The 13,675-nt window shown below is 45.5% G+C and carries 15 protein-coding genes; 11 read left to right on the top strand and 4 right to left on the bottom strand.

The genetic code is table 11. The annotated features are described in order from the left end of the window. The first annotated feature begins 1 nt into the window (after window position 1). Window positions 2–736, top strand: a complete 735-nt coding sequence (locus V6668_RS20040; RefSeq protein ID WP_036614465.1) for a YitT family protein — start codon at window positions 2–4, stop codon at window positions 734–736. Between the two features lie 125 nt (window positions 737–861). Here V6668_RS20040 and V6668_RS20035 read toward each other — a convergent pair whose 3' ends face one another. Beyond that, on the bottom strand, window positions 862–1,332 hold the full coding sequence (locus tag V6668_RS20035; protein ID WP_338706505.1) for a DUF2188 domain-containing protein: 471 nt from the start codon (window positions 1,330–1,332) through the stop codon (window positions 862–864). A gap of 390 nt (window positions 1,333–1,722) precedes the next feature. Here V6668_RS20035 and V6668_RS20030 point away from each other — a divergent pair, with 390 nt between their 5' ends. The 3 genes from V6668_RS20030 (at window position 1,723) to V6668_RS20020 (ending at window position 4,585) form a co-directional block, all read left to right on the top strand. Next, window positions 1,723–2,523, top strand: coding sequence for a lipid II flippase Amj family protein (locus V6668_RS20030; RefSeq protein ID WP_036614460.1), 801 nt, complete (start codon window positions 1,723–1,725; stop codon window positions 2,521–2,523). A gap of 136 nt (window positions 2,524–2,659) precedes the next feature. After that, window positions 2,660–3,268, top strand: a complete 609-nt coding sequence (locus V6668_RS20025; RefSeq protein ID WP_338706504.1) for a TetR/AcrR family transcriptional regulator — start codon at window positions 2,660–2,662, stop codon at window positions 3,266–3,268. Window positions 3,269–3,349: 81 nt separating this feature from the next. Next, window positions 3,350–4,585, top strand: a complete 1,236-nt coding sequence (locus V6668_RS20020) for an MFS transporter (protein WP_076318953.1) — start codon at window positions 3,350–3,352, stop codon at window positions 4,583–4,585. Window positions 4,586–4,688: 103 nt separating this feature from the next. On the opposite strand, the gene msrA is transcribed toward V6668_RS20020, so the two are convergent. Further along, the gene (gene msrA, locus V6668_RS20015; protein ID WP_338706503.1) at window positions 4,689–5,651 is read right to left on the bottom strand and encodes a peptide-methionine (S)-S-oxide reductase MsrA; all 963 of its coding nucleotides are present in this window, start codon (window positions 5,649–5,651) and stop codon (window positions 4,689–4,691) included. A gap of 180 nt (window positions 5,652–5,831) precedes the next feature. Continuing rightward, complete coding sequence (locus V6668_RS20010) at window positions 5,832–6,521, bottom strand: TVP38/TMEM64 family protein (protein WP_143781418.1); 690 nt, start codon at window positions 6,519–6,521, stop codon at window positions 5,832–5,834. Between the two features lie 121 nt (window positions 6,522–6,642). Between V6668_RS20010 and V6668_RS20005 the strand changes: the two genes are divergently transcribed. Both V6668_RS20005 and V6668_RS20000 read left to right on the top strand, forming a co-directional pair. Continuing rightward, on the top strand, window positions 6,643–7,581 hold the full coding sequence (locus V6668_RS20005; protein WP_338706502.1) for a Gfo/Idh/MocA family oxidoreductase: 939 nt from the start codon (window positions 6,643–6,645) through the stop codon (window positions 7,579–7,581). Between the two features lie 32 nt (window positions 7,582–7,613). Then, window positions 7,614–7,928: a hypothetical protein gene (locus tag V6668_RS20000; protein ID WP_036674958.1), complete on the top strand. Its 315-nt coding sequence runs from the start codon at window positions 7,614–7,616 to the stop codon at window positions 7,926–7,928. A gap of 25 nt (window positions 7,929–7,953) precedes the next feature. On the opposite strand, the gene V6668_RS19995 is transcribed toward V6668_RS20000, so the two are convergent. Next, a complete protein-coding gene (locus V6668_RS19995) occupies window positions 7,954–8,772 on the bottom strand; it encodes an AraC family transcriptional regulator (protein ID WP_036674960.1) in 819 nt (272 codons plus the stop codon). Window positions 8,773–8,962: 190 nt separating this feature from the next. Between V6668_RS19995 and V6668_RS19990 the strand changes: the two genes are divergently transcribed. From V6668_RS19990 to V6668_RS19970, 5 genes are all read left to right on the top strand, one after another. Further along, the gene (locus V6668_RS19990; protein WP_036614448.1) at window positions 8,963–10,075 is read left to right on the top strand and encodes a Gfo/Idh/MocA family protein; all 1,113 of its coding nucleotides are present in this window, start codon (window positions 8,963–8,965) and stop codon (window positions 10,073–10,075) included. 201 nt (window positions 10,076–10,276) lie between these two features. Further along, window positions 10,277–11,245, top strand: a complete 969-nt coding sequence (locus V6668_RS19985) for a sugar phosphate isomerase/epimerase family protein (RefSeq protein WP_036674961.1) — start codon at window positions 10,277–10,279, stop codon at window positions 11,243–11,245. Between the two features lie 24 nt (window positions 11,246–11,269). Then, window positions 11,270–11,998 (top strand): ThuA domain-containing protein, encoded by a 729-nt coding sequence (locus tag V6668_RS19980; protein ID WP_017687549.1) that lies wholly within the window; start codon window positions 11,270–11,272, stop codon window positions 11,996–11,998. A 331-nt stretch (window positions 11,999–12,329) separates the two neighbouring features. Continuing rightward, on the top strand, window positions 12,330–12,626 hold the full coding sequence (locus V6668_RS19975; protein ID WP_074096966.1) for a winged helix-turn-helix transcriptional regulator: 297 nt from the start codon (window positions 12,330–12,332) through the stop codon (window positions 12,624–12,626). A 194-nt stretch (window positions 12,627–12,820) separates the two neighbouring features. Then, the gene (locus tag V6668_RS19970) at window positions 12,821–13,552 is read left to right on the top strand and encodes a hypothetical protein (RefSeq protein ID WP_051447359.1); all 732 of its coding nucleotides are present in this window, start codon (window positions 12,821–12,823) and stop codon (window positions 13,550–13,552) included. Window positions 13,553–13,675 lie beyond the last annotated feature (123 nt).

Here is a 13,675-nt window from a genome sequence, read left to right as displayed (position 1 = left end):
AATGAAGAGAACATCGTTAACCTTACAACACGTTAAAACAGAGGCGATCAAATTCGCCATTATGCTACTCGGTACATTTATTTTAGCTTTTGCTTATTATCACATTAACTTTCAGAATCATTTATCGGAGGGCGGATTTGTTGGTCTGGCCCTGCTCGGAAAATACGCAACAGGCTTATCACCTGCTATCGGTATGTTGTTACTGGACATTCCGGTCATGATCCTGGCTTGGTTCCTTAAAGGCTGGAAATTCATGATTCAGGCATTGCTTGGCGTCGGTGCATTTTCCCTATTCTATGACGGCTTTGAACGATACTCCACACTGGTATTGTCGTTTAACGGAAATCTGTGGATTCCGGCAGTTCTATCCGGTATTTTGACAGGGGTAGGCGCTGGGATCGTGCTTCGATTCGGTGGAGCGACAGGTGGAGACGATATTCTCGCCGTGCTGGTTAGCCGCTGGAAGGGATGGAAGCTGGGAACAGTTTTCTTTGTCAGCGATGCTTTTGTATTGGGATTGTCGCTTTTCTTTCTTCCGGTAAAAGAAACTTTATATACGATTCTGGCCGTATGGATTGCCAGCAAAGTCATCACGTACGTCGTTAGTGTTCCGGCTCGCGGAACCGTGGTTACAACTTCGGCTGTGAAATTGCCGATGCCATCGGCTGCAGCCAAGGCAGTTAACGCTGCTGCTATTTCACAACGGACTACGGTGGCTAGAGGTGTATCCAATTAACCATACGTTTCAGAACAACCATAACCTGTATGCATCATATTCAGGTCTTGATAGTTAAAGTTCATACAAAATCCCTTTTGACTGCTCTTCAGCAGCAAAAGGGATTTTGTTGTTTTACGATTCATTCAAGACTTGATCGAAGAAGCAATCTGACCATCCTGATTATGGATAATCGCTCGAATATTTTGTTTGCTACTCAGTTCTTTGGCCTTATTTACAGCTTTTGCCTTAGTATCAAATGTGGACAGATAGGTAGACTTTCCTTCTTCCTTGATCGCCCAGCCGGAGTTAGTAGGCACGACATGGATGTTGTCATGACTTTTGGACGAAGAAACGGGCTCGGAATGACGACGATCCGTGGAAGACGACTTATTAGAGTTGGAGTTATCGGAAGAAGATGTGGAGTCCGATTTCGAACTTTCCGGTGTAGGATTATTCTCATCCCATTCTTCCGCCTTAGCTGTCGCTATGGCAATCGAGCGTCCTTCCTCATACCCGTCATCGAGCAGAGCATTGGCAATCTCAATTGCTTTATGTCTGACACGTGGTTCCAGGTTCTTCATGGATACCGGATAATCCTGTTTGTTCCAAGGCATATGAACCCCTCCTGTACAATAATGGATTAGTTGTATATTACCCTGTGAGGAGAGGAATAAACGATGAACATCCGAGGTCGTAAGTGCATTTACCGATGATCTATATAAATTGAAATAAACATTTACACGAAACGGAGAGGACAGAAAAAACCTGAAGAAACGAAGTGTTCGCCTTTATCCCCGGATTTATCCCTTTATAAAAGGAATCAAAAAATCTGGGGATAACAGCGATCGGAAGGTTGTTCTGTCATCGGAGTGTCCAGTGTAAACATTCTTTATTTCAACTTATATAAAAGGATCTCGTTCCTATACTTTTGCAAGCCAGAGGAGTATAATGCTGTCCATGAAAGAAATAAGTTCAATAACAGGAATATAAAGGAGTACATACATATGTTTAGTCTTAGTCTGGCAATCCCTATGCTGTTCACCATGCTGATTCATGCCGCAGACAGCTTGTCATACGCGCTCCGCCTCGGTGGATTACGCACCCGCAGAATCGCGTTGGCCATTTCATTGGCAGGTATCTTGTTGTTGGTTTCTCGAACCTCGAATATGGCCCAGGGTCCGATGGTAGGTAATCTAGTGGATACTGCAACACGTGGAACCAATCCACACTTTGCGGCGCAGCTGCACTGGTTAATGGGTGCGGCAACAATTGGAACGGCATTAGCCATATTGTGTTTTCCAACCATGGTGAAGCTCTCATCAAGAATGGTTGTACATTTTGAAGCAGCCGGTTCCATCCCTGCGATGGTTCGCGGTATGCTGAAGCGAAGCAAGATTAGAAATGCAACGTATTACATCACCCCGCCATCCTGGAAGATGGCCAAACGATTGGTACAACATGGGATGCCAAGACGCTTAATGCTGCTTAATGTAGCGGTAACCGCAATCTATACCACAGGTGTCCTGTCCAGCTTATACGCAGCGTACCTTTACCCAGGGCAGGCTGTAGCTGCATCCCAATCAACCGGGTTAATTAACGGAATAGCAACTATTTTGTTAACCATCCTGATTGATCCCCGGATTTCCCTGCTCAGTGACAAATCATTACGTGGCGAGATCCGTTTGGATCGCATGAATCAGATATATGGCTGCATGCTCGTGTCCCGTCTATTCGGTACACTGTTGGCACAGTTGTTATTAATTCCATTTGCGTATTGGATCGGTTGGATCGTAAGTATGATGTGACGACTCTTTCCTGAATTGTAGCCAGGCACTCTCTTGTACACCCTTTTGAAACAGCAAATGAGAGGGTGCCTGTGCAAATTGAATTGACGGGGTATTTGTGCTGTGATACTATTAGACCGAATAGTCGGTTTAATTTATGGAGGTTTTTCCAATCGAAGTTAAACGAAGAAAAGATGTTGCCCAAATAAAAAAAGACATTGCACGTAATACCAAGGAACTGTTTGCCCAAAAGGGATATAGTGCAACTTCCATGGAAGACATATGTACGATTAACAATCGGAGTAAAGGCAGCATCTATTATCATTTCAAAAGCAAAGAAGAGTTATTCATGTATCTAATCAAGCTTAACAATGAAGATTGGATGGATGCTTGGCTGGACAAAGAATCCGAATATAAGACTGCCATAGACAAACTGTACGGACTTGCTGACCATTACGTGGATGATTTGGCTAACCCGCTGAATCACGCCATTAACGAGTTTGTCTCGGGTCAGGTCGTCAGCCAGGAGATGCTCGATGAGATGCTTTCCCTGATCCGTATTCCGTATGCGACATATGAGTCCATTATTACTAAAGGAATGGAAGATGGGGAGTTAAAACCGGATGACCCACAGGATGTAATGCACATTATCTACGGTCTGTTTAGCGGATTGACTACACTCTATTATGAGAAAGACCTGACGGATATTCGTCGAATTTACCACAAAGGCATGGCCGGTCTACTGGCAGGCATTCAACAACGTTAACCATGAAAAGCTGATGTAACGTCAGTTTTTCTTTTTAAATATTAATAAACCGGACAGTCGGTTTAAAAGAGGAGATGGCGAATGAACACATTGTTCAGAAACAAAGCTTTTTTAATCGTGACAGGGTCTGATCTGCTACAAAATCTGGCGATATGGATCCGGAATATGGCAATCCTCTATTATGTAATGGATCGAACTCAAGGAAGTCCAATAGCTGTCTCGCTGATTACCGTACTTGAATATGCCCCGATTTTTGTTTTCTCCATCATAGGCGGTGCACTTGCTGATCGCTGGAATCCCAAACGTACGATGATACTGGGGGATATTCTGAGTGCGTTGTCTATTGTCATGATTATTGGCGTTTTATCTTCCGGGTATTGGCAGATTCTATACGTAGCCACGTTTGTATCCTCTATCGTTAGCCAGTTTTCTCAACCATCCTCTCTAAAGATTGTGAGGCGAAATGTAAAGGGAGAACATTTGCAGTCTGCAATTGCTATTACACAGAGTGGTCAATCGTTGTTTTTAATTCTCGGACCAATCGTCGGAACGTTTATATACACTGCAATGGGAATTCAGGCATCCATGTACGCATTACTCATTCTATTCCTGATCTCTGCGCTTCTACTCACATTGCTGCCTAAAGACGCCACTCAACGGGAAACAAATACCTCATTATTAGCGGATATCAAAGAGGGCTGGCAATATGTTGCTCGATCTCGCTCGTTAAAAATGCTTAGTCTGGTATTCATCTGTATAGGGCTTTCTGCAGGTCTCATCAGTCCACTTGGAATATTTCTGATAACTGAACGTCTGGGACTTGAAGCAACGTCGTTACAGTTTCTCTCTGGTGCGTCTGGAATAGGTTTATTGATTGGAGGAGGTATTGCGGCTGCTGTAAGTGCTAAGCTGAACCAGACCTTAACTCTGCTTGTAGGTGTGCTGTGTCTGGCTGTAGCCACGATGGGGGAAGTGTTATCCAGTTGGTTCTGGCTGACCCTTTTGATCAGCTTCTTAAGCTCAATCAGTATGGCATTTATCAACGTCATCATCTCCACATACTTGGTCACTCGGATAGATGAGCACTTGATCGGGAGAGTGAATGGCACCATCACACCTTTATTCATAGGAAGTATGCTTCTTGGATCTTCCATGGCAGGTGTACTGATGAACAGCACATCCATTTTTATTGTCTACGCAATCTCGGTTACCGTGATGATCCTGGGTATTGTTCCAGCGATGCGAATTCAATTTCGTAATGATCAGACGGCTCCTGCCAATCAATTGAATTCGGAAATCTCTTCGAGCCAAACCTAATCAACGCATTCTCGTGCAACAATAGTTCGTCTAATAAAACAAGAATGTACGACAAAAAAGCAGCGGGATCATTCCACTGCTCTTTTTGTATTTGTATTATAACTTATTGGAAAAGGACGGCGTACTCACCGTAACCTTCTTTTTGCAAGTCTTCTTTGGGTACAAAACGAAGTGCAGCAGAGTTGATGCAATAACGCATTCCACCTGCTTCGGCAGGACCATCGTTGAACAGGTGACCCAGATGGGAATCACCCTCACGACTTCTCACTTCGGTACGAATCATGAAGTGGCTGAGATCGGTTTTTTCCTTCACGTTGTGGTCACGCAATGGACGTGTGAAGCTCGGCCAGCCACAACCGGAGTCGTATTTGTCAGTAGAACTGAACAATGGCTCGCCAGATACGATGTCCACATAGATACCATCACCGTGGTGATCCCAGAATTCGTTATGGAATGCAGGCTCGGTCGCGCTGTTCTGCGTAACTTCATATTGAAGCGGCGTCAAACGCTCTTTCAGCCCGCCTTTATCCACGTTACCGGTCCAGTTGCGTTCGATGAAATCTACACGTCCAGAACCTTTGCTGTAGCGTTTGTAATGGGCAGGATTCTTCCGGTGATAATTTTGGTGATGTTCTTCCGCTTCATAGAACGGTTTGGCTGGCAAAATCGGAGTGAAGATTGGTTTATCAAAACGTTCGCTTTGTCCCAGCTCCGCTTTGGAAGCTTCCGCAATCTGGCGCTGTTCTTCACTGTGATAGAAGATGGCCGTCTGATAGGAAGATCCACGGTCATGGAATTGCCCGCCTGTATCCGTAGGATCAATCTGCTGCCAGAACAGTTCAACCAGTTTCTTATAAGGGAAGATGGCAGGGTCAAACGTAATTTGCACAGCCTCCACATGTCCTGTTGTCTCCGAGCAGACCTCTTCATATGTTGGATTCTCGGTATGTCCTCCTGTATAACCCGATACGATCTTATGAATACCGGGCAGTTCTTCAAAGGGGGATACCATACACCAGAAGCATCCGCCTGCAAAAGTTGCTAACTCACTTGAATGTTGTTCCATGCTATAGTCACTCCATTTCTGATGAAGATTTAGCGCTCGTGTTCGAGCTCCAGCAATCTACCGTTTTATTAAACTTGTTACACAAGCATTAGGCTTGCTCTTCTATTATATCCTGAATTGGCAAGCCAACCAAGCCGGAATGAAAACAAGCTGAATCTGAACGGTTTGCGAATTCTGAATTCAGGCTTTGTTGCGTGACCGAAAGCGAAATAAGAGCAATACAATGGCCATGAACACCAGATATCCGGCAAGGATGGCCAAGCTCAACCAGATTGAGGTTTCAGCTTGTGCACCTGCATAGGCAAATACAAAAATCGCTGGCATTTTCCCAATGGCCGTGGCAAGCATGAAGACCCAGAATGGCGTGTACGTTATACCTGCGTAGATATTAACGGCCATCTGAGGCACGATCGGCAACAGTCGCATCGACATGACACCCATGAACGGATGTGCTTCCATCCATGTGGTAAAACGGTTCAGACCCCGAATACGTTCGAGGTACGATCTCGCCTGATGTCTGAAGATGGTTCTTGCTCCGCCATACACGAGCATGGCTGCAAGTGTGGTGCCAAGCCAGCATATCCAGGCTGCCGTGGTGGTACCGTAACTGTAACCAAAGGCGATAATAACAAACTTATAAGGAATTACAGGCACAAGAGCAAACAATGTTGCCATGGCGAGTAACAGCGGAATGGACTGATGAAGATCTGTCCAGGCCAGCAGTTCATATCTGTAAATAAACGTGACTCCTGCAAGTAAAACATATAACAGAAGCCATAACCATTTTCGCAAAATCCCAAACGCTCCTTTCAGATCAGGCAGGTCTGGTCGTGTCCCGATCTGTACTGCTGTTCCTCCTAAGTTTACCACGTTCGCCCATTGTCTGAACAATTCGTGCGAAGTGTGCTGCAATCACTGGCAAGTTGCTGTCCGAAGGGTTACACTATAGGACGTGGAAATATAGAACCGAACTGAAGGTGGAATGATCATCATGGAAACAACCCAACGTAAACGAGTTGCAATTATCGGCCTCGGCGATATTGCACGTAAAGTATATTTGCCGCTGTTAACAGCTCATCCGAACGTGGAGATTGTAGGCATTATGAACCGATCTCCGGAGCCGGTCAAAGCCGTTCAGGAGGCGTATCGATTAGAACGGGGAACAACGGATCTGAAAGAACTGTTGTCCTGGGATCTGGATGCCGTGTTTGTACATACAGCAACGGAAGCACACTTTGACATTGTCATGCAATGTCTGGAACAGGGATTAGCCGTGTACGTAGACAAACCGTTATCCTATACGATTCGGGAGTCGGAAGAGATGACTGCTTTTGCCGAGGCACAAGGGCTGCTACTCGCAGTAGGCTTCAACCGCAGATTCGCACCGATGTACCAAAAAGCGAAAGAATGGATGCAGGGTGGAAAAGGTTTTGAATCCTTGACAGTGACCAAACATCGTACAGGCATTCAGGATCGTCCTGCGGCAGAAACTATCTATGATGATCTCATCCATATACTGGATCTGATGTTGTGGTACTCGGATCATAATGTGGAGTTGCTTCATCAATGGATTCGGAAGAATGATCTGAACAGACTGCTGCATGCAACCGGAACGGCCAAGCTGGGCAGAACAGCCTACGGTCGATTCGATATGGTGCGTGAAGCTGGGGCAGATCTGGAGAAGATCGAATTGCATGGTGGTGGACGATCTGTTGAAGTGGTGAACATGGACACGATCAGCTACATGGAACAGGGGAGTCTGGAAACCAAAGAAACGTTCGGGAGCTGGGACACCGTGTTAACACGCAGAGGTTTTAGCGGAGCAGTTGACAATTTCCTGGCTTGTCTGGACTCACCTGATGATTGCCTGATCAGTGCAAGTCATGTCATGGACAGTCATGAACTGGCGGAACAATTGATTCGCAAATAATTGCAGAATACACATACGGAGGAATACAAGTCATGGATGAATATGAAAAGGAACGTAATAAACAGATCGAGGAAGCTGTTGTAGAAACCTATAAACAGGAAGAAGAGATGATGATCCTCGTATTTGCCCAGTGGTGTGTCAATAATGGTTTGGACCCGGAAGAGATGTACCGGCAAGCCTACCCGGATCAGCAGAGCAACGAGCGTTTGCAGCAGGTGCAGAAGCTGATTGTATCCAAGGAGGAAGCCGGTGAGATTCCGGATGATACGGTACTTGGCGTGTTGTCCATGTTTGGCAATGAAGATCTGGCGATGGTTGTATCCGAGGCCATAGCCGCGCGCAAATAAGTTCAACTTACGTATACTAATATGATTACATCTGTTCCCGGTGAATGACGCGGAATTCCTTCGGGGACATGCCGAACCGGGAACGGAATACCCGATGAAAATAGGTATAGTTGTTAAAGCCGGAAGACTCAGACACTTGCTCCAGAGTCATTGGACTGAAAATAATCCGTTCCCTGGCCATGTTCAGCCGTACGTCAAGTGTGTATTGCATGATGCTTTTGCCAAACGCTTCTTTGAAGAGATGTACACCCCGTGAGACACTGATGCCAATATGTGTTGCCACATCATCGAGCTTGAATAAAGAGGAAGCGTTTTCTTCAATGTAGTTTTTGATCTCATAAGCCACATAATTGGTGTTGGTTATCGTTGGATGCTCCGCGAGCAGACGATCCACTTCGAGACATAAAATTCGCATATAATAACTTGAAATTTCCGGATAAGGATTGGAGATGCGGCGCTGTTCCAGTACGAGCTGTCGAAACAGGACCAAAAGACTTTCCGTCAGTTCGACTTTGATTCGGGTCGGCCTTTTGTGACGCTTCCACCACTCATCCACCCAGGAACCATTAAAGAAGATGTGATAGTCGCCACTCTCCACCAGTCGTTCTCCCATCGGATTGGTTTCATTGTCTATTCTCAGCTCATAGGGCTCGTCAGGATCAAAAAGAAGCAGATCGCCCGCATCCACCAGGGACATGTCCCCGTCTATGCGTGCACGGCAACGTCCGTCTGTTTGCAGTCTTAACAGGTAGTTCTTCACCCCTTCAGGCTGCACCATAGCGTAGGGTTTACGATGAAATGAAAAGCCTGCTGTAAGAACTTGGCAGGTTTGATCTGTCGGCATGGGCATACTCCTTGCAATTTGAAAATTATGACCAGATAGTTCATGTTTCAATCATATTATTCATTTTAATTGAAGCTGAAACGGAATACCATAGTATTAGATTTAAGGAACAGGAAACATCCAACAAAACATATGTATCTCAACCATTCAAACGCAGATTTTCACCATGCGTAAGGAGATGAACATCACAGTGGAGAAAATGAAAGCAGGCATCATCGGGTGTGGTAACATCAGCGCCATCTACTTGGAAAATCTCAAAAACAACCCGGTCATTGAAGTCGTGGCTGTTGCGGATTTGATTCGTGAACGCGCTCAGGAACGGGCAGATGAATTTAATATCGCAAACGTTTACAATGTAGATGAGTTGCTGCAAAATAACGAAATTGAACTTGTGTTGAACCTTACGGTTCCTGGCAGTCATGCCATGACCGATCTGGCTGCACTCGAAGCAGGCAAACATGTGTATGCCGAGAAGCCGCTGGCAATTTCTCTTGAGGATGGTCGCAAGGTTGTTGAGTTGGCTGAGGAAAAGGGATTGTATGTTGGTTCTGCACCGGATACCTTCCTTGGTTCAGGCATACAGACAGCTCGTAAAGCCATTGAGGATGGGCTCATTGGCAAGCCGGTTGCAGCGACTTCATTCTTTATGGGTGGAGGACCAGAAGCTTGGCATCCTAATCCGGAGTTCTTTTATGTCGCAGGTGGCGGACCGATGTTTGATATGGGACCTTACTACCTGACCGCTCTGATTACGTTGCTTGGACCGATACGCAGAATCAGCGCCTCGGCAGGCATACAGATTGCAGATCGCAAGATTGGCTCTGGGCCAAAGGAAGGTACAGCGCTTCAAGTAGAGACGCCTACTCACTTGGCAGGAACCATTGATTTTGCAGAAGGTGCCATTGCAACCATGATCACCAGTTTTGATATTCGCGGAGCTTCGGATCTGCCACGTATTGAAATCTATGGTACAGAAGGTACGCTTAGTGTACCGGACCCCAATTATTTTAACGGGGAAGTGAAGGTTCGCAGATACGGTCAAGACACTTGGGAGACGGTCAAACCAGTCTTCGAAAGTGGACAAAACGAACGAGGCATCGGCGTAACGGAAATGGTTGAATCCATTCGTGCCGGACGGGAACACAAAGCCAGTGGCAAGCTTGCTTATCACGTACTGGAAGCCATGCATTCATTCCAGCGTTCTTCACTTGAAGGCAAGCATATACATCTGGAGAGCAGCTATGATTCATTTGCAGTAACTCGCACAGTTCAAACTGAGATTGAAACCGTGGAATCCCACTAGTCTGAGCAATAAGTGTTCGAAGCTTGATGCTCTTACGAGTGAAGCAGAATAACCAGTATTCTTACGTTCAATTTCAGGATAGAAACACTCTCGATTTTCCACACTAATCAAACAGGCATGTGATCTGAACGGTAATTGTATACAGTTCAATATTCATGAATTCAGCAATCATACGATATCTAATCCAGGGAGGAATCGCACTTGAAACTCGGCGTATTTTTGGTACTATTCGGAGGACGTAAATTGGAGGATGCTCTTGATTATGTAGCATCCAAGGGATTAAAAGCAGTAGAGATCGGAACAGGTGGACATCCAGGCAATGCACATTGTAAGCCAGATGAGTTGTTAAGTAATCCTACAGCATTGAAAAATTTCAAAAATGCAGTGGAATCACGTGGTTTGACGATCAGTGCACTCAGCTGTCATGGTAACCCGCTACATCCACAAAAGGATATTGCCAAAGGATTTCACGATGATTTTGTTAAAACGGTAGAACTGGCTGAGAAGCTGGAAGTACCTGTAGTGAATACATTCTCCGGTTGTCCGGGAGACCATGAGGATGCCAAATATCCGAACTGGCCTGTTGCACCATGGCCGAATGATTTCCAGGAAATCCTGAAGTGGCAGTGGGAGAACAAAGTTATCCCTTACTGGACAGAGTGGGGTAAATTTGCAGCAGATCGTAACGTAAAAGTTGGATTGGAGCTGCACGGTGGATTCTCCGTTCATACACCAGCAACCTTGCTGAGACTGCGTGAAGCAGCAGGTGAAGTGATCGGAGCCAATCTGGACCCAAGTCACATGTGGTGGCAAGGTATTGATCCGGTTCAGGCAATTCACATCCTGGGACGTGAAGGAGCCATCCATCACTTCCATGCAAAAGATACAACGATTGATCCGGTCAACGTGAACAAACACGGTGTAACGGATATGCAGGACTATACCAATATGCTGGATCGGGCTTGGCAGTTCCGCTCGGTTGGTTATGGACATGATAACAAGACATGGGCAGACATTATGAGTGCCTTGCGTCTGGTCGGATATGATTATGTAGTAAGTATTGAACACGAAGACGGTCTGATGTCGGTTGAAGAAGGATTCTCTAAAGCTGTGCAAAATCTCCAGCAAGTATTAATCGAAGAACCGCTGGGCGATATGTGGTGGGTTTAGAGCTACACTAGGGGGAAATTGAATATGATCAACGTCACCATTTGGAATGAATTTGTCCATGAGAAAATTCACGATGAAGTAAGGGAAGTCTACCCGGATGGTCTGCATCGAGCACTGGCTGACGGACTTGGCGGCGAAGGCTTTGCTATTCGTACAGCTACACTGGATCAGCCTGAACATGGATTAAGTGATGAAGTGCTGAATTCCACAGATGTGCTCATATGGTGGGGACATATGGCACATGATCGCGTAAGCGATGAGATCTCACAGAAGGTTGCGCAGCGAGTGCTGAACGGGATGGGAATGATTGTGCTCCATTCAGGTCATTTCTCCAAACCATTCAAAGCGCTGATGGGAACAAGCTGCGATCTGAAGTGGCGTGTAGCTGACGAGCAGGAAATTGTATGGTGTGTTAACCCATCTCATCCGATTGCGGATGGCATCGAAGGCAAGATTGTATTGGAAAAAGAAGAGATGTACGGTGAATTCTTCGATATTCCAGTACCGGATGAACTGGTGTTTGTGAGCAACTTCCAGGGTGGGGAAGTATTCCGGAGCGGATGTACGTTCCGGCGTGGTGAAGGTAAAATCTTTTATTTCCGACCAGGTCATGAGACGTATCCGACCTATTACAAACCGGAAATATTAAGAGTGATCAGCAACGCAGTGAAATGGGCATATCCTGCCCGCAGCTTTAAGCCGGAATTTGGCAAGAGCGAACCTGTAAGACCATTTGGTGGCGTGCTGGTCTAATTCACTAACTCAATCGTGTAATGGAAATTATAAGTTTTATTCAAAAAGAACCCTTCTCCGAGTCATTGATGACTGTGGCAGCTGGGTTCTTTTTGGGTAAGATAGTACTATGGGGAAGTTATACGATATTTCCCATGGTGACGACGTAGCGTGTAATGTATACTGGGATGTATGATCCATTTTGGATGATATGCTTCTAAAATTTAAACTTTTTAGTTGCAGGCGTTTTCTTTGAAGCTTAAATATGTTATTATGAAATATACTAACAAAATGTAAGTTGATTTGAGTGATCTCTAAAGAGGTGATTAATGTGGAAGGTCAAGACTTGCGGATGTGTCCGCGTTTTGAGACGGCGTTTTCTTTTTTGGGCAAGCGCTGGAATGGTTTAATTATTCAAACATTGATGAGTGGTTCGAAGCGATTCAAGGATATCTCCAATCTGATTCCATCCATGAGTGATAAGATGTTATCCGAACGGATGAAAGATCTGGAGAGTGAAGGTATTCTGGTTCGTCACGTCTATCCCGAGACGCCAGTCCGTATTGAATATGAACTGACGGATAAAGGTAGAGCGCTCCAGCCTGTCATGAATCAAATTCAAGACTGGGCTGAGCAGTGGGTTGACTAACGCATAAGCAATATCACCCACTTTTGTTGCATGAATGACATAGACTCCTGATTTCTGTGGAAATCAGGGGTTTTTGTCTTAAGTACTATGTTGATCGGCGTTTTTCTCTTGGGCTATGCACATGTTATCATGAGTTGTAGTATAATCTATAGAAAATGGCCACAGACGGCCGGAGCGAAGGAGGCCCACTTGTCATGAGAGAAGAAAGCTTATCCCGTGAAGTACGCTACGGCAAAAAAGATATTGCAGAACTTGAGAGCGCATCCATTCAGGTCCATCTCATTTACAAAAAAGCTGCAGAGTTGTTTAAGCGCACAGCATATTCCCGTTCGGTTAAGGATGATCTTGCCGAAGTGAATACGCATTCTGTGAACAGCGATGGTCCGAAATTAGCTCCGGCGGTGCTGCAAAAATGGATTCAAACGTCCAGGGGCTGGAAGTGTATCGGATGTGAGCTGGGACAACCTGATTCAACGATGTCTCAGATGGAAGAAACTATCCGTGGTAAGCAATTGGCTTTAGATGTGGGAGAAGGTCGGCTGGTTCAGGCAGAAATGCTGATTCAGGCGGTTGTCTGGTCTCAATATGAGAAGATTCGAATGTTTGCACCATGGCTTGGTGATGAACCCTTTTATAGCGTGCAGGAGCTGGATGTCATTGCCCGTTACATTGTGCCTACCTATTTCTCGGAACGCCCTTTGCATGAGCAAGGGAAGGTATTTAAGGTCCATCAACAATATGGGCAGATTCCGTTGTATCAGGAGTATGTAGACGCACCTTCATGCTGCGTACAGGTGGATGGTGGATTACTTGAAGGGCGATTGCTGACAGGGGTCTATGTGTCTGAGGAGCAGTTCTTCGGGCTTAATCCATATCTGAAAGATGGCGATGGAGGACGGACATACATGCAGGCTAGTGTCCAATGATAACGTAACCAATTAGAACATAAAAATGATATAGATTGGAGAGCCTGTGTGCAGGCTCTCTTTCTTGTACAAGCCTTATTTGCAGGCGGTAGCCTATAAAAGTAACGGCTTTGACACTTTTTT

The sequence above is a fragment of the Paenibacillus amylolyticus genome (genome assembly GCF_036894225.1).
GTDB classification, from domain to species: Bacteria; Bacillota; Bacilli; order Paenibacillales; family Paenibacillaceae; genus Paenibacillus; species Paenibacillus amylolyticus.
The sequence above is the reverse complement of the archived record's forward strand: the minus strand, read 5'-3'. Positions and strand labels throughout refer to the sequence as shown.